This window comes from Spirosoma lituiforme (genome assembly GCF_054776635.1).
On the sequence record NZ_BAAHBO010000010.1, the window covers coordinates 1 to 25,653 of the forward strand.

The following is a 25,653-nucleotide window of genomic DNA, read 5'->3' on the forward strand; positions in this document are numbered from 1 at the left end:
GTCAAGCTAGTTGATGTGGTAGTCTGTGGTTGGACTGAAGTTGTTTCCCTATTGCAGCCTGTCATCAAAATCAGGACGATAGATAATACAAATAAAATTTTCATTGTATGAAAGTGTTGTATAAGTGCTTATATGTTAAGTACTACAAACTGTAAGACAAAAACAAGCCCTGTCTTACAGCTGTACGACAGAAAACGAGGTTAGTAAGTTGACGTTTTCTAGGCAATTCTGAGAAGTCGTGTTTCAATAATTCAGCAATTATTGAAACACGACTTCTCAGTCGGGAGCGATTTGTAAGATTAGTCATGCCAAGGCGTATCCAATTCGATTATAAAAGACTATTTATCGTGCGCCCACCAGATCAATGCCCATAAATACGGCAATGGATAGATTGAAAATGTCGACGGCCATGTGCGACAAAACAGGGTATAGCAAACGACCGTCTCGCTGATAAAACCACATCCAGCACCAACCCATGATAAAGGTAGTCAGACAGGTAGGAATCAGCACTTTGGGGTTCGATAACCAATAGGAACCCCACAGAAAATAGTGAGAAAAGCTAAACAGTAAAGCCGACGTTACCTGTCGCTTTACCCCACTGATGGGTAACTGATTCAACACCCCACGCCAGAATACTTCCTCAAAAAAGGGATTGATAGCCGCAAAAACAACGATGTAAGCAAAAGTAGTGGCAGGGACACGCTCGTAATTAGCGACAAAGACACCCAAAGGCAGTAGCGCCGGCAGCACCAGTCCGACAAGCAGCGGCTTCAAGGCTGGCAAGGGCTTCAAGGACCACGTGTACCGAGGTCTCGACAGACCACTTTTTATCTTAAGAAACCAAAGCGCAGCTTCTATACTCAAATAGTAGACGCCAAAAGCCATAATCCAGGAAAGATGCATCGGTAACAGATGCATACTCAGTTCGATGCCGACGCGTGTGGTAATCAGCACAATAAGTAGCGTCATCAACAGAGGACGTAGCGATTTGATAGTAGGTGGTAGCATAAAGTGAGCGAATGATGAGTGGTGAAAACGATGATATTATCAGGGCAGCAAGCCAATCAAGGCTGGCAGGCGTGCTGGTGAATAGGCGGTATTTTCGGTGGCAATAATTCGCCCTGCGGGTGTGATCAGTACCAGAAGAAACCCACCTGCGTAACCATATCGCCGGGAAATGGTATCATTCCAGTCCAGCAGCACCGGTTTGGATTGGCTGAACGCTTTGCGAAGCACAGGTTGCAGCACCGTTGGTATCCACCCGATACAGGCAACGGTCATCGTACGAAGGGGCACGGAGGTTGTTGTCAGGGCTTCTGCCCAGGGACCGGCCAGCGAACGGCTATGGCGATCACTAAACAGAATCGCTACATGTGTCGGCTGGGGAAAGTGGAGTGTCGTTTGATGACCGAACTGGTCAATGAGTGTGAAGTCAGGTGCCTGGTGGCCAAGTTGGCTTTGGGCACGAACCGACGTGATGGGCCAGCATACGGCCACCCACAAAAGAGGTAGACACGTACTGACGAAGCAGGTAAATAAGCGATGGCGACAGGAGAACAGACGAACCATGAGAAAACGGGCTTGACAAAGAACCCGGCTCAAATGTCTGGCCCTATCTCGCTTACTGTCAAGCCAAATGTGGTCAAGTGCATTGGCCAGTGACCAAGTGCATTGGTCACGCCTGTATCTTTACAAGAAAAACGATGAGCCAACTCCGTTGGACCAAGCATTTCTGGATTCGTAATGGCATAGCACTGCTCGGCCTGATGCTGGCGACCTATTTGCCAGACATGCACGCCCTGGCGTTGCGTCCGGGCTGGTCCAAACTGACACCCTATTTCTTTTTAGGATTGCTCTACTGCTGGTTGGTGTTTCATAACCGGATTCTGTTTGAACGGCTATTTGAGCAAAACAAACGACGCGAATATGCAGGCTGGGTCTTGCTGTCTATGGTCGTCGGTGGTCTGGGGCTGAGTCTGATTCTGCATTATTTATACAATCAGGCCTGGCCAGTTCCTCTTTTGGTGAAATACTATGTGTTTACGCTGACTGGTTTAGGGGTATATAAACTCTATCGGCAAGTCAGCGAATCGACAGAAGCCCAGGCTAACGCGCCAGGGGAGTCGTCTGCGTTATCGGGTTCATTGCCGTTTCGTGTTTTGGTCGATGGGCATTGGCAGGATGTGCCCCCTCAGGATATTATCTATGTAGAGAGCCTGGAAAACTACGTACGCATCGTTACGCGACAAACGAGTTTGGTGAGTCGATTAACGATGAAGCAGGCTGGGGAGCAACTGCCGAGCTATTTTTTACGCATCAGCCGCTCCCACTTCATTAATCGGCATCATGTGCTCAGCCAGCAAGGCGATGAGCTACTAGTAGACACGTATCGACTACGAATTGGCCGTACCTACAAGCAGCACGTTTTGGATCGTCTCAGGCAGCCTGTATTACTGAACCAATGATAAGGTGCTGACTTCAGGGGTTTAGGATGCCTGATCAGTAAGCGAGTAAACACTAAAAAAGTAGCGTTTTACTTTTAGAACACTCGGAAGCGAACGGCGAACTGTAAGGACCGTTACAACCATTCCCAAAACGACTCTTTATCGCCCTAGCTTTGGGAGAAAATCACTACGTTTCGTCAGCTAGTTAACACGGCTTGCAGTCAATGCATTTACAGGATTCCCGTATAACGTTTACGCTAGCTTTGTTCTCTTTGCCAATCACTTTTTTCACCACCCCTCGACCAGCGGTTGTGGTATTGATTAACGATTAAGAGTGAACATGCTGACTCGTTGCGGGAACGGCCTTTTTAGGTAATGCTTTAGTGGGTTCACTATTGATCATCATGACGATAGTGTACGTAAGCACAATAAGTCCAGTAAAGAGTATAAAGCTGGCATAACCTAGCAAATAAGCGCTTACGGAGCGGATCGCAATGCTGAACGGTTTTTAGTTTGCCTTCAAAAAGCTGCACATAGGCAAAGACAATGTAGGCTAGCTGAATCAGTAAGCTGGCCCCCATAATACCGGAAATTACGTTGCTGGAGTCCCCCAGTGCCCAATAGGCAAGCAGTATAACTAAGGAGAACAACAGATTGAAATTGGCGATGAATGTTTGGGCAACTAATTGTTCGGGGTAGTTATAGCCGATACGCCGAAACAGTAACCAGCACCAGAAGGCAACAAATGGCACCATTGCCAGATCGCTGAACTGCTGGTTATCATCAATAAACTGCAGGTAACTGGTCAGTATTTCCTTTTGCTTTATGTGAGCTGGTGAATCATCTTTAAATCTTGCGGTATCATACATCCCCTGGCCTGTTTTCATGAAGTCGACGTGCAGGCCCTGCGAAACAAACACATAAATAGCCGCCAGCATGAGCAGCAGGGCCAGCGGTCGGTAATGATTGACCCGCCTACCCGCCAGAAACTCGCGGATCGAGTAGCCCGGCCGCACGAGTAGTTCGCGCAGGGTGAAGAGAATCCCCCGGTCTACGCCCCAAAGACTTTCAGCGATTTCGTGCCAGAGATAGCGCCAGTCAACCCGATGGGTTTCGGCCTGTTGACCGCATTTATTACAATACTGACCAGCATACGCATGATCACAATTCAGACATGTCACCTGTTCATCGGTCGGGTGCAGGTGCTGTTCAACAATAAGGGAGGGAGTCGTCATTACGGTTCGCGGATATTCTCAAAAATACAGACAATTTCCGCACAAACTGGCTCAAATTTCCTAAAATTCTGCCTGCCCTGACCTCCTCGAAAAGCCCCGCTCCAACCAGTATAAAATTAGCCCGGGGCCTTCAACGGAGTAAACGAGCATTTTATACTGTATAACTCTGAAATAGCTTGTAATAATTGTGTTAACTCAGGAAAGAATATTGTTCCATTAATTCCCCATTTCTTGCAGCAGATACATGAAGATACCATCGTCTCATGCAGGAGCGTATTTTGAGAATATTAAATTGGGATAAACTATCCAAGCAACACAACCAACAAGCCAATAGGTAGATTCATCCCCTATATATATTCTAATAGCCGTAGCTAGTTCGTCTAACCCAAGCTTAATGTAATAGTGGACTTTATGAAAATCGCGTTGATCAGCAGCCTGTTGGCTATTTCCCAATCCTCCCTCGCACAAGTGCCCATTACCCATCGGCTGCAAGTTCAGGGTGATACCCTTCGATACAAGGTCGAAGCGTTCAAGCTGACCGATGTGCTTCACTTCTCAACAATGGACTCGGTCCAAAACTTCAATTCACCCCAGAAATACGAAGGAAAACGCATCTCCTTTGTATTAGCCACAGGAGACCAACAAATCACCGTTGGTCATCGTAATGGAAAAGTGCTTACCCAGCGAATTGCGCTAACCAGTGGTTCGCTTACGAAATACATCCAAATCCGTTTTTTGGGTGACATATCCGCTCACTTCTCGGCTGACTATCAACAGCAGTTTCAGGGGAAGGTGACCTGCGAAATTCCCGAAACCTTCGAGTTGGCCAATATCGCCATGGCCTTAACCGAAGTCGGACAGAAAGACCCCAATATGATCGAGCAGTCTGGAGACTACTTTTCACGAGTGCAGCACTATTTTGCTCCCGTCACCAAGCACCCGCTGATCCTACGACTGAATCAACAGCTTAAAACGGGGGGTAATAATTTCTATAATGGTGTCCGTCAAAACGCCTACATCATGGCCTTGAATCCGCAAGGCATGCCGACTCAAGTAGGCATCTATGCGGCCATGTGGCCGGGGGTGAACGACATGGCCGAACATGCCGATCAGTGGGCTGATTTCGTCCAACAATCCGGCTTTCGACAGTTCTACCAGGCCAATCAACCGTTTTATCAGCAAGACATTGCTACTGTAAGACGACTCCTACCGGTTAAACAAATGCAGACCTGGCTGGAAAGCCAATTTCCGGGTATTGTCTACAATGGCCAGAAAGTTATTTTTTCACCCTTGATTAGTGGGGATCACGCCACCCAGAAATTTACGGATCAAGACTATCAAGAGTGCTTAATGTTTATTTGTGACGCCAAAGGATATGATCACAAAACGTATTCGGACGCTCAAATTGAGGGTCTGTATTCAGGCATCGTCTTCACCGAGATTGATCATAACTTTGTGAATCCTACCAGCGACAAGCACCTGACAGCGATCAACGAAGCCTTCAATGACCGCCAGAAATGGACCCGAAAAGGTGATTCGGATCATTATGGCAGTGCGTATGATGTGTTTAATGAGTACATGACTCATAGTCTACATCTCCTGTACATCAACGACCGCTATTCCGCTGATGTCTACCAGCTAGTACGCGCTGATCGGATCAAGTTGAATGCTGATCAGCGTGGTTTTTACCGAATCGAGGCCTTTCTAAATGAACTACAACGGCTTTATAAAGCCAAAGGCCCCACTCAGACCGTCGCAGATTTATATATACCTCTGTTAGCCTGGGCAAAGCGAGTTGAGTAAGAAGATCAGTCGCCTTATGTTTAGATAAACTACCGGCTATCCAAACTAGTCAGGATCAACGTTTGGGGAAAATCCTTTTCGGACTTCTTACCATAGAAGAAAAGGTAGTGTAACAGGAAATGCCCGAATACGGGTACGCCAATCTATCATCGTCTCAGGTGGGAGCGAACTGCCAGACAGTGATATTTTAAAATCTGTCCAACGCCATTAGTACCATACGATTTATAGTGTAAGTGGTACTATGTAAAGCCAATATAAAAACCCTTAAGGTAACGTGAATGAAATGAGTCAATGGGGACCTGCATGCTCCAGTTGAAGAGAAGCGTACGCTGTTCGCCCATTTTGAATTTGCCTCGCCCGATTATAAGCGCGATTTACATAGTCGACGATATCTAAACCGGTAGTAGACGGAAAAAGTCGATTGCCATTCAACGCGTTCGTAAATATGACGATTGTCACCTCATCCGGGTACTTCATCCACACCGTGCGCAAGCCTCGATAAGTCCCCAAAAGGCTTGGATCGGGTTCCCACTGCCAGCCATCATGATAATAAACCGTTGTTTGATCACCCAGCAGGCCAGCAAAACAACCCAGCCGATTTTCCAATAGTATTGCTTTCGAGGCGGAGGCCAAAACCGATTGATCGGCCGAAGAGAGCACCGTCGCCATGAGCTTGCCTGTTTCAGCGGCTGTCAAGTACCAGCCTATTGCCCCTACCGTGCCCGAGAAGTCACCCGTCAAGTAGCCTCGGCTGCTTCGGTAGGGGTAGCTGTACAAATAGGTAGGCTGACCCAGCGGCTGTTTGACGCTTATACGTGCTAGCCCAACCGGCTCAAAGATTAGTGCGTTAACGGCTTGACGATACAGACTACTGGTGTTTTCAGTATCGATCGGATCGTCTGCTAAGAAGCGGTACCCCATTATGGCCGGAATCAACACCCGCAGTAAAGCATAGTTGGTATTTTGATAGCAGTATTGCCCATACGCCCTTACGCCTTGTGCGATCGTTTGCTTCAGGAATGCATACTCGTTTTCGGCCACCGGTCCTGCCTGGCAATTTGAACCTGAGCTACTGATCCCACTTTGGTGAGTCAACAGATCGTTGAAGGTAATCCGACTCACATTAGGTCCTTGCGGCCAATTTTTGGGTAAATATGGGGCAATGGGAGCCGATAGACTAAGCCCTTTCTGAGCGGCTAGAGCAACCAGGGTGAACGCGGTGATCGTTTTACTAATACTAGCCACATGCATTTTGGTGTCAATCGTGTAGTTGGTATTCCCCTCAGGCTCCGTTGAGCGGGAGGCCAGCCCACCTGCCCCACTCGCCAGTAGGGTTGCTCCTTGATAAATCGTGAAGGCATAGCCAACATCTTTTGGCCGCAAGGAATCGTCTAGAAGTTTAGCCAACGTAGCATAGACGGTTTTCTGCTTAGCAAACGTGCTAAATTGAATCGTGGGCCCGTACGATGTGCCGACGGAATTAGTTACGTAAGCCCGGGCATAACAGTGGGTTGCTGGTTGCAAGGCTGAAACAACCGTAGTAAATCGGTAAGGCAGTGTTCCTACTCGCACATCGGCTGCCGAGAAAGCATCGTTGTCGGTTAGCGTTGGCTTGGGATTGGTTATTGAGCATAAGTGACCAATGGTGACGACCGCTTGGTTGCCGGCTGAAACCAGTAAGGAAGTCATTCGGCAGGAAGTAGCGGTCAAATCTTGATTGTAGATCAATTGCACTGAATCGAGTAGGGCGAGAGTACTAGAGGGTAGGGGATCTACTTTTTTTCGGCAACTGTCTATCAAGGCCATCGTGATGAGGGCGAAAAGGAGGGCCTGATAACGCAACAATAGTTTTATCATAAACCTGGGAGGAGGGTCAGTAAGGGTTGGTTCAGATAAGGGTGCTATACAAGGCTACTCAGTATTTTGTTGTATGATCACCCATACGTAAATTAACGAAGGGAATAAGGGCATTTGAAAACAACATGTGCTATTTTATCCGGTCAGAACAACGTTAATTCAAACGGTGATCATTCTAGCAATACGATCAGCTAAAATCCGGACGAAAGGTGTTTTGACCTGCCTAAGGACGCATTTTTACTATCACATAAAACGCCCCTTTACACTTACAATTTGTTCCGAAGCGATGATTCACGAACGATAAGTTGGGTATCAAACATCCTAGTCTCACTACACAATGATTCAGGACTTTCAAGCTGACGTAATAACAATCGGACCGTTTCCGTCGCCATTTCTGCAATGGGTTGATTGATACTACTTAGTGTCGGTGAAAAATAAGCAGAAACGGGTTCATTATTAAAACTGATAACCGCTACGTCCCTGGGAATGACCAGCCCTTTTTGCTGCATCGCATATAGCGCTGGATAAGCAATTCGATCACTGATGGCAACGATTCCATCGGGGGGATTGGGCAAACTCATCAGCGACAACGTTTGTAGGATTGTATTTTCATTGGTGTAGTCGCAGTAACGAATGTAGTGATCGCCAGCCGTAACGTTATACTGGGCAGCGGCTGCTAAGTACCCCTCTACTCGTTGAGTAGTCAACGATAATTGGGGTGGACCCGCTAGAAAGCCAATCCGGCGACAACCTTGCTCAATCAAATGTTCAGTAGCTTTGAAAGCAGCCATCTGATTGTTGATCATTACTTTAGACACCGATGCAATATCGGCTGTACGGTCAACCAGTACGATCGGTAGTCCTTTTTTGACTAATCGCTCAACGTGCTCAACATCGGCGGTATCCCGGGAAAGCGAAAGAATAATGCCCTCGACCTGGCTACGCAGGAGATTTTGAATGCTGATGGTTTCCCGAACGTATGACTCATTGGTCTGGGCCACCAGGACACTGTACCCCGCCTGCATAAAAGCTTCTTCCAGGTTGTTAAGCATCGCCGAGAAAAAGTGGTAGGATAGGTTAGGGAAGATAATACCAATCGTCTTGGTGCGGCTTTTCACTAGATTTTTAGCCAACTGGTTCGGCTGGTAGTCCAGCTCCTTCGCCAATCGTACAACAGCCTTGCGCGTATCAGGATGTATTTCCGGCATGTCGCGTAATGCCCGTGAAACAGTTGAAATCGATATGTTCAGTTTACGAGCAATGTCTTTGATAGTGACCGGTGCGTTTTTCATCGTGAATGAGTAAACAAAAAATAGAATATATTTTATAATTTGGTTTGTTAATCCTGTAACCACAGAAAGATTGAGTATGGCAATTGTAACTAGAAAAATTTAAAAATATTTAGGCATAATCACATTATGCAAACGTTTCCGGAAACGTTTGCATAAAATAATAATTCATCATGGCTTCGCTAAAGCCTATTTTCACTTGACATATTGTACTTATGAAGTATTTTAGTAGAATATATCCAGTTAGATAATACAATGAGTAATAGTCAGGTAGAGAATACCTCTACTAAAGCACTGGCTGAAATTGTATTTTATTGTGAAAAACGGATAGGGTTAAGTGTGCCAGAAGGAGTTGACATTGGCATGCACAAATTGCGGTATAAATAGACAATTGCTGTTTACTATTTTTAGATCAACCACCTATGACAAGTTCACCGTCAGTTCCTGCAGATGAACAACGAATGGCCCAGCTTTGGATTCGATTTAAAGCGGATGACGAGAAGGCTTTTGATCAGCTGGTTCAGGCTCGGTACAGAGTGCTGTTTAACTATGCTACCCGGTTTACCAAAGACCGTGATTTGATAAAAGACTGTATCCAGGACTTGTTTCTAGAACTTTGGAATCGGCGGACCGCTATTGTCGAAACGCCTTATGTGACGATCTACCTGATCAAGGCGTTTCGCAACAATTTATTCCGTCGGATACGCCGTGAAACCGCCCGCCCATTTACTTCTGACGAAACCTTAGAATGGGAAACCGTTGCCACCAACGAACTAACCGCTGACCACAAGTGGATTGCCGAAGAAATGTTGGTATCAACCGAGCAAAGTCTCCGGCAGGCAGTCGATCAGTTACCCAAGCGGCAACAGGAAGTTGTGTTTCTAAAATTTTACGAAGGTCTTACTAATGATGACATAGCCCAGGTGATGGATATTGAAAAACAAACGGTCGCTAATTTCCTCTACCGAGCCATGACACAACTAAGAACCATCCTGCCTGTTCGCCTATTCTCCTAATTGGAGAATTAGCCAACGAATAATTCCAGTCTTCCCCACTTATGTAAGTGGGGAAGACTGGAATTATTCGTTTCGGGGTAAGTATATAAATCAAGCTTTGCTCCAAGAAAACAAAAAAAAGTTTATAAAATAGAGTATACCCTAACAGGTGTGGTCTACTTCCTTATGAAGGGAGAAAACGCCAAACGCTTCTATGCCCGATTATACGACCTACACCTTTGACGAATTTATACTCGACGACCGGTTTCAGCAATGGGTGCTGAAAAACGCGCCTGCCGATCAAGTCTTCTGGAATGAGTGGCTTCAGATAAATCCCGATAAAGTGGATCTGGTGCTGGCTGCCCGCCAGTTTGTGAGTCAGATGCAGCAGGCGCAGGAAGAGTTATCGGACGAGGAGTTAGCCAGTGAGGTCGCCCGTATCCGTGTAAACCGGCAGAAAGCACAGGATCTGAATGAATTACAACCGCTGCAACCGCAACAACCACCGGCTCATTTTATAAGTTGGGCACGGATCGCAGCGGCTATCACGCTGGTTGTTGGGCTAGGTACACTGGCTTTTTTCTATTGGCGTACGCCTACTACGCCCCTCGCCGTTTATCAACACAAGGTTGAGCAGCAAGCCGGAACCTTACAGGAAATACAGAATACGACCAATGCCAGCCAGTTGGTTCGCCTACCCGACGGGAGTAGAGTTACGCTCTACAAAGGAAGCCGGGTCAGCTTTCCGCGAACGTTCACTGCTCGCCAACGCGAGGTTTTTCTGGTTGGTGAAGCTTTCTTTGACGTAGTCCGTCGGCCTAAACAACCATTTATGGTCTATACCAGCCAACTGACTACCCAGGTTTTGGGTACTAGTTTCACCGTTCGCGCTTATCCGGATGACAAAGAAGCAAAGGTCATTGTTCGGACGGGGAAAGTGTCGGTTTTTAAGACCCCGCCCGGTGGAGAGCTCGGGGATCTGGGGGGTAGCGAACCGGCCATTATTCTCACGCCCAATCAGCAGGCTACCTTTCAGGCCAACGACCGTTTGTTAGAGCGTTCGCTGGTCGCGTTACCCGAACCAATAACCAGTCCGGCAGGAGAGCCTCAAGTACTTGCTTTCGAGCACACCCCGGTCGTATCGGTTTTTAAAAAGCTGGAAACTGCCTACGGAATTGTCATCAATTATGATGTTGACCTGCTGACCGGTTGTGAACTGACGGCGGAGTTTGGTGCAGAGTCGTTGTTCGAGAAACTCGACCTGATTTGCCGAGCCACCAATTCAACGTACGAGGTGATCGATGCCCAGATCGTTATTCACAGCAAAGGATGTCGATGAAGCGTCCCGTCCAGTAGCCTGGTTTTTTCTAACCTAAACTTGCATAATGCGTATGAACCCACCCAACCTTCGGCTACAGTCCATGTAGTCAGCTCTTCGAAACCGTAAGGCCATGAGTGCCTGAACGCGACTCCCCCCCAACTACGTACTCTGCTATTCACCCAAGGTTATTGGGTAAGGGAATTTTTTGTGCCAAACGTAAACGAGTTTCTTTATTTATATCTATGCGAATCAATACGAAACCACGAGTGATTTTCACTAAAATCATGCGAATAGCCTGTTACCAGATCCTTCTAATGACCTGGCTCTCCAGTCTGGTCCTGGCCCTGGACGGGAAAGGCCAGGAATTGCTGAATCGGCCTATATCCATTACAATTGAAAATCAGCGGATTGAACAGGCTATCAAACAGATTGCCAAACAAGCCTCGGTACGGTTTATCTACAGCCCGCAGGTTATCCGTTCGGAGCGGAAGGTGAATCTGTCGGTACAGAACCAGCCGCTGTCGTCCGTCCTGAATTCGCTGCTGACTCCGCTTCAGCTTAGTTATGAAGTGGTTGGCTCACAGATCATTCTGCGAAACAACAGCACCAGCCAGACCACGACGCTATTACCGGAGAGAGCCACAGTGGCAGCGGCTGCCGATCAGACTATTTCGGGAACCGTAACCGATGAAAAGAATCAGCCCCTGCCCGGCGTTACCGTAGCGATCAAAAGTACGACGCGCGGCACAACCACCGATGCCGCCGGGAAATACTCGATCTCCATTCCAGACGACAATGCCGTATTGGTTTTCTCATTCGTCGGCTACGAACGGCAGGAGATTGTCGTCGGCAAATTGACTACCCTGAATGTTCAACTGAAAGGCGAAGCGCGTGGACTGGACGAAGTGGTCGTGGTCGGCTACGGTACTCAGAAACGGGCCACGCTGAGCGGCTCGATTGCTACCATCGATAACAAAGTATTTCAGGACAGAGGGGTTGTCGATAACCCACTATCGGCGTTGCAGGGTCAGGTGCCAGGTGTTGTCGTTACCCGTACCTCGGCCGCTCCGGGCCGGGCCAGCTGGAACTTTCAAATTCGGGGGGCGACCTCAACCAACAGCACTGAACCGCTGATTTTGATCGATGGCGTGGCGGTCAGTAGTCAGGCAGCCCTGAACTCGATCAATCCAAACGATATTGAGAATATGTCGTTTCTGAAAGATGCCTCGGCCGCTATCTACGGAGCCCGAGCGGCAGGAGGTGTCGTGTTGGTAACCACCAAACGAGCCAAAACCGGCAAAACCACCATTCAGTACGACGGCTCTGTGTCGCAGAAGGTACTGGGTTTACAGCCTCATCTGATTAACGGTCAACAGTTTGGACAGGGCCTTGTGGATGGAACAACGAATGATTTCTACGGCACACCACCGACAACGTTTCTCTGGTATAAATTTGGTCAGATGATGCTCAATCCACCGGCTTCGGGTTACATCGACTACACAAACAACGGAACGGTTTCGCCCGCCAACAATCCGCTCAACCCCGGTTTTGGCGACGTGAAAGATCAGACGTTTTTCAATACCAACTGGGTCGACATTCTGTGGGGCAAGGCGACCTCGACGCAACACAGCCTAAGCATATCGGGGCGTAACGAACGGTCTGGTTACCGGGTATCGCTCGGTTATCTGAATGACGGCAGTATGCTGCAATGGGGGCAAAACTCCAATAGCCGGTACAACATCCGCCTGACCCACGACTACCAGTTTACCAACAAGTTGAAGCTGGAAACGAACATTTCACTCGAAAAAAACGACATCATTCAGCCTACGCTGATCAGCTCCGTAATGGGGCAATACCAGCAACCCGGTTTTCCCGTGTCGACCATCGATGGGAAGCCCTACGCCTGGGGAACGCAGTATAGCCCAAACTGGCAGGCCGAACTCGGGGGAGAGAACAAGGAATACAACAACCGGGTGTTTACTAACTTCCGACTTAGCTATCAGTTGAGCAAGAACCTGAGCCTGGTTGGTCAGGCCGGTTATAACTGGACGGCAACGGATGTTAAAGAACAGCAAAAAGTGATTTCCTGGTACAACTACCTGGGCACTATCCAGGCGGCTGATAACCCAACCCGGCAAAACTCGGCCTACCGGCGCCGGTTGGATAAGGACGCCTATACGACACTCAATGCCTATCTGAACTACGCCAAAACGTTTGGACAAGATCATGATCTCAGCGTAACCGTCGGCACAAACTACGAGCGGGATGAGTACAACTGGTATCAGGCCCGTACCAGCTACGTAGCTAATGATAACGTGCCTTCGCTGAACCTGGGCATTGGCGATGCGACGACTAAAAGCGTTGATGAGCGGCAGAATCACTACGCCATCGGCTCTTATTTCGGGCGCTTCAACTACGCCTACCAACAAAAATACCTGCTTGAAGTGAATACCCGTTACGATGGTTCGTCGAAGTTCGATGCGGCAAACCGCTGGAAGTTCTTCTACGGGGTATCGGGCGGCTGGCGTATTTCACAGGAGACTTTCATGAAAAATCTGACGTTCCTGAACGACCTGAAACTTCGGGCCTCCTATGGAACGGTTGGTAACCAAAGTAATATTGGTCTGTATGATTACGTTCAACTACTCAATGTAGCGGCAACCGGGGGCGCAACCAGCGCGGGTTTCCCCATCATCGGTGCAAGCCCGGTGGTAACCGTAGTCCCAACGACCAGCTTGGTCAGTTTGAACCGTACCTGGGAACGGGTTGAGACGACAAATTTTGGCTTAGACTTTTCGTTCCTGAATCGTCGTTTGTCGGGTAGCATCGATTATTTTGTGAAACATAACCGGAACATGCTGCTGGGCCAAACCTTTCCGGCAACGTTGGGAGCAACAGCACCCTTTGCCAATATCGGTCACCTGAAAACCTGGGGATGGGAAGCGGCCTTGAACTGGAATGACCGGATCGGGCAGTTCGGTTACCGGATTGGCGGTAGCCTGACCGATAACCAGAATATACTGTTAAGTTATGGCGGGGCTAATGTCATCAACCAGGGTTTCAATGGGGCTGTAGAAGGGTACGCGCTGGGTTCTTACTTCGGGCTTGAATACGCGGGGCGTATCCAGACCCAGGAACAACTAGCGGCCGCCCGGGCACTCGCTGCCGGTAACAACATCAGTATGCCGATCACGACATCGACCCTGCCCGGCGTCCGGATTGGCGATAATATGTTTACGGATCTTAATGGCGATGGTAAGCTGACCGTACCGGGCGATCTGAAATACTTAGGCCGGGACGATCCGCGCTACAGCTTTGCGCTGAACCTGGGCGCCGACTGGAAAGGGTTTGACTTACAGGCTGTTTTCCAGGGCGTTGGGCAACGGACGATCTTCCGGGAAGGTAACTGGCGCGTACCATTTGGATCGATCTTCCAGGGGCAGACCGATTTCTGGATCGGTAAAACCTGGACGCCAACCAACACCGATGCCTACTATCCTATTCTGTCAACAGGTCAGAATGCTACGTCATACAATACGTACAACTACCAGATTTCGGACTGGTCGGTGGAAAACGGGGCCTATGTACGGCTGAAAAATCTGGTCGTTGGCTATACGCTGCCGGTCAAGATTACGCAGCGCATCAAAGTCGACCGCCTACGAATCTATTACTCGGGGAATGACCTTTGGGAAATCTCGCACATCCGCGACGGCTGGGACCCTGAAGCAACCCGCAGCGTGGGACGGGCCAACAGTGAAAACACGTTTACCCGTTATCCCTTCTTCCGGTTGCACACCGTAGGCGTAAACCTTACTTTCTAATTACCTGGCCTCCGGATGGCCGATACGCTTTAGCGTTGTCGGTCCATCCCGAACCAAAAAATATAAACTATGAAACCCCTACGGAAACTTTATCTCATTTTGCTGGCGGGCACGCTGACACTAACCCAGAACGGCTGCAATAAAGCCCTGGATTTAGACCCGCTCGATCAACTCTCGGACGCTGCTTACTGGCAGTCCGCCAATGACTTCTTGCTGGCAGCCAACACATTCTACACCTATGAGCGGTCATTCATCGACGTACTCTACGACGTAAATGGCTCCACGCAGAACTACCATTCTGATTTCAAAAGCGACTTTGCTTCGGGTCAAAATGCCTACAGCCGGGGGCTGAACACGGTCCCGACAACGGATGCCAATTACAACAACAACTACAGCCGGATTCGCACAATCAACTATATGCTCGGCAAAGCCAGCGCCTACAGCAATCAGGCTGATATCGCCAAATATGTTGCTGAAGCCAAGTTTTTCCGGGCATACGTATACTTTGATTTACTTCAGATTTTCGGGGGTGTACCCATCATCACGACACCGCTGGCAACCGATGCGCCCGAACTACAGGCGCCCCGGAACACGCGGGATGAGGTGATCGATTTCATTGTCAAAGATTTGACTGAAGCCATTGCCTCACTACCCGCCAAGACAGCGCAGAACGTATCAGCGGAGCAGGGTCGAATCAATAAAGAGGTCGCCCAGTCGTTTCTGGGTCGGGTAACGCTCTACGAAGGAACCTGGCAGAAATTCCGCAACAATACCGGCCGCGCCAATACGCTGCTCGACGCTTCCGTAGCCGCCAGCGGAGCCGTCATTACGGGGGCACAATACCAGTTGTTTGCCCCGGCAGCCCTGGGTGATTCGGCGCAGAAGTACCTGTTCATTCTGGAGAACCAGAAATCGAATCCGGCCAACCTCACAAAGAGCGCTAACAACGAATACATTCTGGCTAACCGCTATGACTGGACACTCCGGCAGATTCGCCAGAACGTATCGCGGCAGGCGCAGGTAATGTCACCGACCAAGAATTTTGTTAATCTGATCTTGTGTCAGGATGGGTTACCCATCGAGAAGTCACCGCTCTTTAAAGGGTATGCAACGATGCTGTCCGAATTTCAGAACCGGGAGAACCGAATGAGATACACGTTGAAAGTGCCGGGTGGATACTACTGGTTTGGCATCAACAATGCCCGGGTCGACTGGACCAGCGGGGCGGCTGATCGCGCCACCGCCTACGCATCACCCTTTAAAATGTACACAGGTGGACTCGGTGGCTACGGGCATCAGAAATGGATTACGGAGCGGGCCGTGGCCGATAACGAAGAAGCTTATGATTATCCGGTAATTCGGTACGCTGAAGTTCTGCTTAATTATGCGGAAGCGGTGTTTGAACGGAATGGAGCAATCAGCGACGCCGATCTGGACAAATCGCTCAACCTGGTTCGCAATCGGGTGAACAAGACGATGCCGAAGCTGAGCAACGCTTTCGCACAGACCAACGGGCTGGATATGCGTACCGAAATTCGCCGGGAGCGTAACGTAGAACTGTTTTACGAAGGCTTCCGGGTCGACGATCTGAAACGGTGGGCTGCTGCCAGTGAGTTGCAGAAACCATTGATCGGTATCAAATGGACGGGCACTGAATACCAGGCGTTGTGGCCGGCGATGGCCTCCACGCCTAAAGATGCTGATGGAAACATCATTATCGACGGTAGCCGTTCCTTCAGCGATAAGAACTATCTGTTGCCCATTCCCACTCAGCAGATTCAGCTGAATCCCCAGCTTACGCAGAACCCAGGCTGGTAATAGTAATTTCCCACCGTGCTTGATTAACTACCTCAAGGCCACCCAGATCAGTTTATTATAGTATCGGGTGGCCTTCTTTCTAAACAATCAATAATTCATTTCCTAAATCAATCATGAATCTACCTTTATTCCCCATCAGCCGGGGTAGGGGCACTATTGCCTACCGACAACTCTCCTGGCTTGTTTTGCTACTGCTGTCCGTAGCGCAGTTCGCTCAGGCACAATCATTTGTGCATCCGGGACTACTCCATAAACAAGCCGACTTCGATCGGATGAAAGCCAAAGTAGACGCTGGTGCTCAACCCTGGAAAGCGGGCTGGGACGTACTGGTCGCCAACTCAAACTCGTCGCTGACTCGCAATTTTACGAACCCCATTCCGGCTACGGTGTATCGGGGTTTTGATGGTACGAACACGGAAAACTACGCGTCGTTGTTTCGGGATGCCGCAGCCGCCTATCAGACCGCGATTCGCTGGAAAGTGTCGGGCGACGATGCCTATGCTGCCAAATCGATTGCTATCCTGAATGCCTGGGCAGCAGGTACAACAGCCCTCAGCGGTACGGCTGACCGGTTTCTGCTGGCGGGTATTCAAGGGTATCAACTGGCCAATGCCGCCGAAATAATGCGTTCTTACAACGGCTGGGCAGCGGCCGATTTTGCTAAATTTCAAAACTGGATGCTGACCGTCTGGTACCCGATGAACCACGATTTTCTGGTCAACCACAATGGAGCCTGTATCAGTAACTACTGGGCCAACTGGGATTTGTGCAATATGGCATCTATGCTCAGTATCGGCGTACTCTGCGACCGCCGGGATATCTACAACGAAGCCGTCGATTACTTCAAGAACGGGGCGGGCATGGGCTCGATCAAAAATGTTTTACCGTACGTAGTTGGCGATCTGGGCCAATGGCAGGAAGCCGGACGTGATCAGGGCCATACCGTGCTAGGCGTAACGCTGGCCGGCTCTTTTGCCGAAATGGCCTGGAATCAGGGCGACGACTTGTACGGCTATGACGACAACCGACTGCTGAAAGGCTTCGAGTACATCGCCAAATACAACTTAGGTTATGACGTTCCCTTTACGAAATACAGCAACTGTATCGGTGTTGTGCAAACGATCGTCTCGGAAGACGGACGGGGCAACATTCGTCCAGTTTGGGAACTGGTTTACAACCACTACGTCAACCGAAAAGGACTATCGGCTCCGTACATAGCTCGCTTTGCGCAGATTGTCCGGCCCGAAGGTGGTGGCGGTAATTTTGGGCCCAACAGTGGTGGATACGATCAGTTAGGCTTTGGTACACTGACCGCGTCGCTGGAGGAGCCGGTAAAGCCTAACAGCCAGACGATCAGCTTCCCGGCTATTTCGGCAAAAGAGGTTGGATCGGCTGATTTTTCACCGGGGGCCACCGCTAGCTCAGGACTACCTGTGGTATACTCCAGCACCAATCCAGCGGTGGCTTCGGTCAATGCGGACGGTACCATTCACGTAGCGAAACCGGGCACAACAACCATCGTCGCGCAGCAAATGGGCGACAGCCAGTACAGCCTGGCCCCAATCGTAACCCAGGTTCTGACCGTGAACCAGATCGCGGGCATTACAGACGGCACCTGGTCGAACACAGCGGGTATCCTGTCAACGGGCATTATGTCCACAGCGGGTAGTGCCGATTTGACCTGGCCGGGCCAGACGTTTGCCGTTGGTGACCACGTACGGCTGACAGGCACTGTACCCGGTGGCTTTACGGCGAATGTACTCTATACCGTCGTGGCAGCAAACGGATCGCAAATCCAGCTTTCGCTACGGCCAGGCGGCACAGCCATCGTAGCCACCACGTCGATCACAAATGGTACCGGGGCCCGTTTTCTGAAATGGTCGACAGCGACTAACTGGACGAACTCGGTTATTCCGTCAGGTATTGGGTCCAATGCTACGTTCGGAGCTACTACGTTTGCTAATATCCCGGGCGTTCAGCTCGACGGTGTCGTTACTATCGGTACGCTGACCTATGCGGCAAACGGTACGTCGGAATTGACGTTAGCCAGCGGGCTTAACGGTGGAACGCTGAACTTCCAGACCCAATCGGGTACACCTTTACTGACGATGATTAACAGCGGTGCCCGGAAGTTATTTATGGGCAATGCTACCAACAATTCGCGGGTACCGTTGAAAATTTCCGGCACGCAGGGGCTTAAAATTACGACACCCATTTACGGAAGCAGCGGCTCGTACGCTGGTCTTCGTATACAGGCCGCCATGGACTGGAGTGGATTACAGGGCGGTATTAATCTGGCACAGGGTACGATCGAACTGCACACGCCAACAACCACCGTCACCACCGATTTGGATAACGTACTGCTTCCGCCAACCCGGACGACCATGGGTACAGAAGCGACAGCTTTACTCTTGTTCAACGGTGCGTCGAACGCCAGCAAGCAGACGATTGGTGCGCTGGATGGTACCTCAGATGCCTACATCGCATCGCGAACAAATGTTACGAACGGAACACCTACCCTGGCTGTAGGTGCTGACAATCAAGATGGAACGTTTGAAGGGACCATAGGGTCAGGCCCAACGACTGCCGCAGTAGACAAAGGACGGGTCAATCTGGAAAAAATCGGTACCGGTACGCAAACCATCACGGGTTCGATCAGGAACGGAACGACGATGATCAGCAATGTTCCTTACTACTCGACTGTTGTCGTAAACAACGGAAAACTGGTTCTGGCTGGAGCCAATGAATACCAGGGTGCTACTACGGTAAATGGCGGTACACTGATTGTCAACGGCTCGCTGGCCAGTCCTGTTTCAGTAATCGGAGGCACACTGGCCGGAACGGGTAGCACCAGTGGTTCGGTAACGATTGGTACAAATGGATTTGTTGCTCCCGGCAACTCGGTTGGTACGTTTACGACGACATCGGCCCTAAGCCTGACCGGCGGTGCAACGTACCAACTGGAGTTAAACAGTAGCGCCAGCACGGCTGACAAACTTGTGGCCAATGGCGTGTCGCTTAACAATGCGAATCTGGTCATCACTGACCTCGGAAACGCGACCAGCCTGCCTGCCGGAACCAGCTACATCATCATCGACAATACATCGGGTAATGCCGTAATGGGGACCTTTGCTGGACTAGCCGAAGGAAGTGTCGTAACGGTCGGCTCGATTCGCTTTCAGATCACCTATCTGGGCGGAACAGGAAACGATGTTGCGCTGGTAATATCGACGCAGTCTCAGACGATCACGTTCAATGCACTGCCAACCAAGCAGGTCGGCGATGCGGACTTCAATCCGGGCGCTACGGCGAGTTCGGGTTTATCGGTGAGCTATACCAGCTCGAACGCAGCGATCGCTACGATCGTTAACGGCAACGTCCACATCGTGGGCCCAGGCTCAACGACCATCACCGCATCGCAGGCTGGTAACGCTACGTATGGGGATGCCATGTCGGTCGATCAGACCCTGGTTGTAACGCTGGCCACTTCAGTGAAAGTCAAATCACTGGATGGGGATAACAACCAGACCACCAATAACGTCATCCGGCCCTACCTCAACCTGGTCAACGAAGGAACAACCCCGGTGGCCTACACGGAACTCACGGTTCGTTATTGGTTTACGGCCGAAAACTTTGCCGGTATCAATACCTGGATCGACTATGCCCAGCTAGGTAATAATAACGTCAAGATGAACTACGTAGCCCTGGATCAGCCCCGCGACGGTGCTCTGGGCTACATCGAATACAGCTTCACCGCTGGGGCCGGCAATCTGGCTGCCGGGGGTAACTCTGGACCTATCCAGACCCGATTTGCCAACACCGACTGGTCCGCACTGAATGAGACCAATGACTATGCTTTCAAGGCTCAGACAAGTTATAGCGACAATGACCGCATCACGCTGTATCGCAACGGGGTCCTGATCTGGGGCACTGAGCCCGCCGGGGTGGCCCCGGTAACCAAATTGAAGGTTTATACCGAGAATAAGAACGACAACACCAATAACAACTCGATCAGCATCTACTTGAAAGTCAATAACGAGGGTAATACGCCGATGCAGTATGGGGACTTATCGGTGCGGTACTGGTTCACCGCCGAGGGTAGCCAGTCGCTTAACTACTGGATCGACTACGCCAAGCTGGGCAACCCAAACGCGACGGGTCGATTTGTTCGGAACGTGGGCCGTAGTAACGCCGACACGTACCTCGAACTGAAGGTCAACGCCAGTGTGGGTATGTTATATCCCTTGGGTACGACGGGCAATATTCAATGCCGGATTACCAAAGCGGATTGGTCGAACTTCACCGAAACAAACGACCATTCGTATAAAGCCGCCGGGGCAATGGCGGAAAACGATCGGGTAACGATCTACTACAAAGGTCAGCTCATCTGCGGAACAGAGCCGGCTTCAGGGAGCCGTTTATCGGCAGAACCGACGGACAGCCCATTTACCCTGACCGCGCTAGGCAACCCAGTCGTGGGTGATCAAGTTGCGATTGAAATACGGGGAGCTACCGGCCAACGCGTCAATCTGACGCTGACGGACCTAAATGGCAAACCACTTTTTGAGCAGCTGATCGAGTCGGTCACCTCGGGTCAGCAGCAGGTGATTCCGATGAACCATCGGGCGGGTACCTACCTGCTTCGGGCTACCTCCGACACCGAACGGGCAACGATCAAGTTGGTGAAGCCATAGGGCAAACCGAGCCGCATCGCTGATTGAAAGAGCGGGGAAGTCCAGAGACCTCCCCGCTCTTTTTTTCGCACCATAATAAAGATTCTTCTTCGGTACGGCAAAGGGTATCCGGTGCCGGGTATTGTCTATTTCGTACTAGAGGTTCATAATGCAGTCACTCACATCAATGCGGTTCAATACATTTAACGTAATCCCAACGTCCGGCCTATTGCGGGGTATCCTGACGTTCGGTCTGGTCGGACAGTCGGTGCTGGGGCTGGCGCAGTACCCCGGTCAGGCGTCCGATAAAATGAAGGTACCTGTTAGCGTACCCGTGAAAGCGAAAAGCTTCGACCTTCAGGATGTGCGGATCACGCATGGCCTGTTTCGGGATAACGCAGAACGAGAAGGTAAGTGGCTACTGTCGCTACCCGTTGACCGGCTGGTGCATAGCTTTCGGGTCAATGCGGGCATGAATACGCCCAAGCCGGGTAGTCCGACCAAAATGCCCAAGCCCCTGGGTGGCTGGGAAGGACTGGATATGGAACTGCGTGGCCACAGCATCGGACATTTATTATCGGGCCTGGCCCTGCAATACGCTTCCACCACTAACGAAGCGTTTCGTAAAAAAGGCGATAGTCTGGTAACAGCGTTGGATGATATACAGCGCGTACTGAACCAGGAGGGTTACCTGAGCGCGTATCCGCAGCAGTACATCGACCGGAATATTGCCGGAACGGCCGTTTGGGCCCCCTGGTACACGCTTCATAAACTGTTCGCCGGTTTAACCGATCAGTACACGTATGCCGGTAACCAGCAGGCACTTGCTATTGCGACTAAAATGGCTGCGTGGGCCAGCAAAAAACTGTCGCCCTTAACACCTGAGCAACGCCAGAAAATGCTCCGGAATGAGTTTGGCGGTATGAATGATGCTTTCTTCAATCTGTATGCCCTGACTGGAAATCCTGAACACCTGAAACTGGCCCAGTTTTTCTACCACAAAGCGGCTCTGGAACCGCTGGAGAATGGGCAGGATAACCTCAACAAGGCCCACGCCAATACGTTTATTCCGAAGCTGGTTGGCGAAGCGCGGGATTATGAACTGACCGGCAACGAGAAAGCTAAAACGGCCGCTACATTCTTCTGGAACACGGTCGTGCAGCACCACACCTACGCACATGGGGGGAACAGCGACAAGGAGCATTTTTTCGAACCCGATAAACTTTCTAAACACCTCACCGGTAACACCAGCGAAACCTGCAATACGTACAATATGCTCAAGCTGACCCGGCACCTGTTTACCTGGTCGGCCGCCGAGAAATACGCTGATTATTACGAACAGGCTTTATACAACCACATTCTGGGCCAGCAGGACCCCGAGTCGGGCATGGTCTGCTACTTCACACCCATGAAAGCGGGTGCGTACCGGCTCTACAGTACGCCCGATCAATCGTTCTGGTGCTGCGTCGGTTCGGGGTTTGAAAGCCAGTCGAAATACGGCGAAGCGATTTACTACCACGACGACAAAGGCATTTACGTCAATCTGTTTATTCCTTCAGAACTGAACTGGCGGGAGAAGGGCGTTACGCTCGTGCAGGAGACGAACTACCCCGAAGAAACCACAACTCGCTTGACCATCCAGGCCAACGCACCGACACAAATGCCGCTCTACCTGCGGTATCCGGGCTGGGCTACAGCTGGCGCTACGCTGAAAGTGAACGGGAAAGTCGTAGCCGTCAAGCAGTTGCCCGGAAGCTATATCACCGTCAATCGCACCTGGAAAACTGGCGACAAGGTGGAGCTTACCTATCCGATGACACTCCGGCTGGTTCCCACTAATGACGATCCGCGCGTGGCGGCCATCGCGTACGGCCCGATCGTGCTGGCTGGCGAAAAGGGCCATGCCAATATGAAGGGAACGGCCCCGTTTCACGACCCCGCCGACCCGTATCAGTATTATGGCTACGATTACACCATTCCCGACTCAATCGGTCATACGATCCATACGGGCGGTAAGCCAGTGACAGATTGGCTGAAACCCGTTGCCGGAAAGCCGTTGACGTTCCAGACCGTAGCCGGAATGGGTAATCAAGCCGTCGAATTGCGACCGTACTACAACCTGCATCGGCAGCGCTACGTCGTTTATTGGGACCTGAACTAAACACTCGCTTAGAAGCGCTCAAAAAATATGCTTAACCGATCTTTGTTATATTCCTGTCTGATAAGTTTGTGGTTTATCTCGCTGGCCGGATTTTCCGCTCCCAGACCGACTATTTATCAGGCTGTTTCCCCTGACAAAAATACGCGTATAGAGATTACCGTTAACGAGCAGAAAGCCCTTACGTACCGAATGTGGTTTTCCAATGAGCCGGTGCTGGCCTGGTCGGCGTTGGGGCTTGACCTGAATGGGGTAGCTGTCGGGCAGAATACCGTGGTCAAAAAGCAGCGCGCCAGCAGGCACACCGAATCGTTGGCGTGGCGGCTGGGCGAAAACGATGTCATTCACAATAATTACAATGAACTAACATTCGATTGTGTGTCCGGGTCGGTGACGTACCAGTTCATAGCGCGCGTATTCGATGGTAGTGTGGCGTTTCGCTATATGTTGCCGAAACAGACCGGCACCAGTGCGGGGTTGATTCGGCAGGAGCGTACGACGTTTGCCCTACCCGGTGCGTTCACGATTTACCAGTACAACGAAGAAACGGTATTCACCCCGACCCCCGTTTCGGACCTGCAAAAAACCTGCGACTTCCCGGCTACACTTACCAACGGCAAGCTTTTCCTCTCAATTGGCGAAGCCGATAATACCGGTTACACCAAAGCCGTACTGGCCAAAGGTGCGACACCGACTGCGCTGGCGGTTGCTTTTCGTAAAGACTCCGTCCGAACGGCGGGTGATTTTCAAACCCCCTGGCGAACCGTTAGCGTGGCAACGTCGGCCATTGGGCTGCACGCGTTCAGTGACCTGCCGCTGCGACTTTGTCCCCCATCCGCCCAGGCTGTTCCCGACTGGATCAAGCCGGGTAAGCTGATTCGCTCGTCGCTGACGACGCAGGGTGGTTTGAACTGCATCGACTTTGCAGCCAGTCATAATCTCCAGTATATCCTGTTCGATGCGAGCTGGTACGGGTCGGAGTTCCGGACCAACTCCGACCCTATGCAACCCATTCCGGCCATTGATCTGCCGAAAGTGATTGCTTATGGGAAGTCGAAAAACGTGGGCGTCATTCTGTACGTCAACCGGGTTGCGCTACGAACCCGGCTGGACGAGATATTGCCCCTGTACAAAAAATGGGGCGTGGTGGGCCTGAAATTTGGCTTCGTGGACGGGCTGACGCAGGAAGGCATCAGCTGGCTACCCGGCGCAATCAAAAAAGCCTACGACTATGGTTTCATCCTGGACATTCATGACAACTACAAACCGACGGGCCTGAGCCGAACCTACCCCAACTTGCTGACGCAGGAGGGAATCCGGGGCAACGAAAACAACCCCGATGCCTTTCACAATACGGTGCTGCCCTTCACCCGCTTTCTGGCCGGTGCGGCTGATTATACGTTCTGCTATCCCAACACGAATCGGTACTTCACCGACAACCTCTATAAAAGCAAATTGCAGGTGAGCAAAGGGCAGCAACTGGCGCTGTCGGTGGTGTATTTCAGCCCCTTGCAGGCTATTTTCTGGTACGGTAACCCAACCGATTACAACGATGAAGGCGAAATTGAGTTCTTCAAACGAGTACCAACGGTCTGGAACGAAAGCCATTATCTGGCGGGTGAAATTGGTCAGTTCATCAGCGTGGCGCGTCGGCAGGGAAATGTCTGGTACGTTGGTTCAGTAGCGAGCCTGACGGACTGGGCTGGTAACCTACCGCTTTCGTTTCTGGCGTCTGGCAAGCGGTATCAGGCAACGATTTACGAAGACGACGGGGCGGGTAGCATTCAGAAGCGAGTGGCCGAAATGGGGGCCGATGCTTCGTTCCCGATCAGCCTGAAAGCCAAAGGCGGGCAAGCCATGATCATCGAAGAGAAGCCGTAAGACTATTGACAATGAATCATATAAAATTAGGACTAGGTCTTTTATTTTGGGTGCTATCGGTCAGGCTATACGCCCAGGAACTGGTGATTTATCCCGTACCGACGGGTATATTGTATAGTCAGCACAACGACGACTACACGGTGAGGGTACGCAAGCCGGGCGGACCGTGGCAGGACCTGTTTGAATACAACGTACAGGTCGATCTGGACAAAGTACGCGATGCGTCGATGGCGTTCTTCGACTTTTCGGGTACGGTAGAGATAGCTGTGCGCAAAAACAATGGCTCCGTTCAGAACGCCCGAATCCGCCCGTTATCGTACTAGATCCAATCGAAACTGGAGGGCAACACGCTGTATTT

The 25,653-nt window shown here is 50.6% G+C and carries 15 protein-coding genes; 10 read left to right on the top strand and 5 right to left on the bottom strand.

The features are described 5' to 3' along the window. Positions 1–342 precede the first annotated feature (342 nt). A complete protein-coding gene (locus ACYU87_RS24410) occupies positions 343–969 on the bottom strand; it encodes a CPBP family intramembrane glutamic endopeptidase (RefSeq protein ID WP_461136630.1) in 627 nt (208 codons plus the stop codon). 78 nt (positions 970–1,047) lie between these two features. Next, a complete protein-coding gene (locus ACYU87_RS24415; RefSeq protein WP_461136631.1) occupies positions 1,048–1,569 on the bottom strand; it encodes a hypothetical protein in 522 nt (173 codons plus the stop codon). A gap of 134 nt (positions 1,570–1,703) precedes the next feature. Here ACYU87_RS24415 and ACYU87_RS24420 point away from each other — a divergent pair, with 134 nt between their 5' ends. Further along, positions 1,704–2,465, top strand: coding sequence for a LytR/AlgR family response regulator transcription factor (locus ACYU87_RS24420; protein ID WP_461136632.1), 762 nt, complete (start codon positions 1,704–1,706; stop codon positions 2,463–2,465). Between the two features lie 371 nt (positions 2,466–2,836). Here the strand turns inward: ACYU87_RS24420 and ACYU87_RS24425 are convergent, their stop codons facing one another. Further along, on the bottom strand, positions 2,837–3,679 hold the full coding sequence (locus ACYU87_RS24425) for a DUF3667 domain-containing protein (RefSeq protein ID WP_461136633.1): 843 nt from the start codon (positions 3,677–3,679) through the stop codon (positions 2,837–2,839). Between the two features lie 411 nt (positions 3,680–4,090). On the opposite strand from ACYU87_RS24425, the gene ACYU87_RS24430 reads away from it, so the two are divergent. Further along, positions 4,091–5,482 carry a DUF4932 domain-containing protein gene (locus tag ACYU87_RS24430; protein ID WP_461136634.1) on the top strand — a complete coding sequence of 464 codons (1,392 nt, stop codon included), beginning with the start codon at positions 4,091–4,093 and terminating at the stop codon, positions 5,480–5,482. Positions 5,483–5,770: 288 nt separating this feature from the next. Here ACYU87_RS24430 and ACYU87_RS24435 read toward each other — a convergent pair whose 3' ends face one another. Beyond that, positions 5,771–7,171 carry a serine hydrolase domain-containing protein gene (locus ACYU87_RS24435; protein WP_461136635.1) on the bottom strand — a complete coding sequence of 467 codons (1,401 nt, stop codon included), beginning with the start codon at positions 7,169–7,171 and terminating at the stop codon, positions 5,771–5,773. A 434-nt stretch (positions 7,172–7,605) separates the two neighbouring features. Continuing rightward, positions 7,606–8,631, bottom strand: a complete 1,026-nt coding sequence (locus ACYU87_RS24440) for a LacI family DNA-binding transcriptional regulator (protein ID WP_461136636.1) — start codon at positions 8,629–8,631, stop codon at positions 7,606–7,608. Between the two features lie 419 nt (positions 8,632–9,050). On the opposite strand from ACYU87_RS24440, the gene ACYU87_RS24445 reads away from it, so the two are divergent. The 8 genes from ACYU87_RS24445 (at position 9,051) to ACYU87_RS24480 (ending at position 25,618) form a co-directional block, all read left to right on the top strand. After that, positions 9,051–9,644, top strand: coding sequence for an RNA polymerase sigma factor (locus ACYU87_RS24445; RefSeq protein ID WP_461136637.1), 594 nt, complete (start codon positions 9,051–9,053; stop codon positions 9,642–9,644). 193 nt (positions 9,645–9,837) lie between these two features. Continuing rightward, a complete protein-coding gene (locus tag ACYU87_RS24450; RefSeq protein ID WP_461136638.1) occupies positions 9,838–10,962 on the top strand; it encodes a FecR family protein in 1,125 nt (374 codons plus the stop codon). 296 nt (positions 10,963–11,258) lie between these two features. Further along, positions 11,259–14,765, top strand: a complete 3,507-nt coding sequence (locus ACYU87_RS24455; protein WP_461136639.1) for a TonB-dependent receptor — start codon at positions 11,259–11,261, stop codon at positions 14,763–14,765. Positions 14,766–14,834: 69 nt separating this feature from the next. After that, positions 14,835–16,583: a RagB/SusD family nutrient uptake outer membrane protein gene (locus ACYU87_RS24460; protein WP_461136640.1), complete on the top strand. Its 1,749-nt coding sequence runs from the start codon at positions 14,835–14,837 to the stop codon at positions 16,581–16,583. A 113-nt stretch (positions 16,584–16,696) separates the two neighbouring features. After that, positions 16,697–21,277 carry a cellulose binding domain-containing protein gene (locus ACYU87_RS24465; RefSeq protein WP_461136641.1) on the top strand — a complete coding sequence of 1,527 codons (4,581 nt, stop codon included), beginning with the start codon at positions 16,697–16,699 and terminating at the stop codon, positions 21,275–21,277. A gap of 148 nt (positions 21,278–21,425) precedes the next feature. Further along, entirely contained in the window at positions 21,426–23,417 is a 1,992-nt protein-coding gene (locus ACYU87_RS24470; protein WP_461136642.1) for a glycoside hydrolase family 127 protein, read from the top strand. Between the two features lie 27 nt (positions 23,418–23,444). Further along, positions 23,445–25,295, top strand: a complete 1,851-nt coding sequence (locus ACYU87_RS24475; protein ID WP_461136643.1) for a glycoside hydrolase family 97 protein — start codon at positions 23,445–23,447, stop codon at positions 25,293–25,295. Positions 25,296–25,306: 11 nt separating this feature from the next. Continuing rightward, positions 25,307–25,618 (top strand): hypothetical protein, encoded by a 312-nt coding sequence (locus ACYU87_RS24480; RefSeq protein ID WP_461136644.1) that lies wholly within the window; start codon positions 25,307–25,309, stop codon positions 25,616–25,618. The last annotated feature ends 35 nt before the right edge of the window (positions 25,619–25,653 follow it).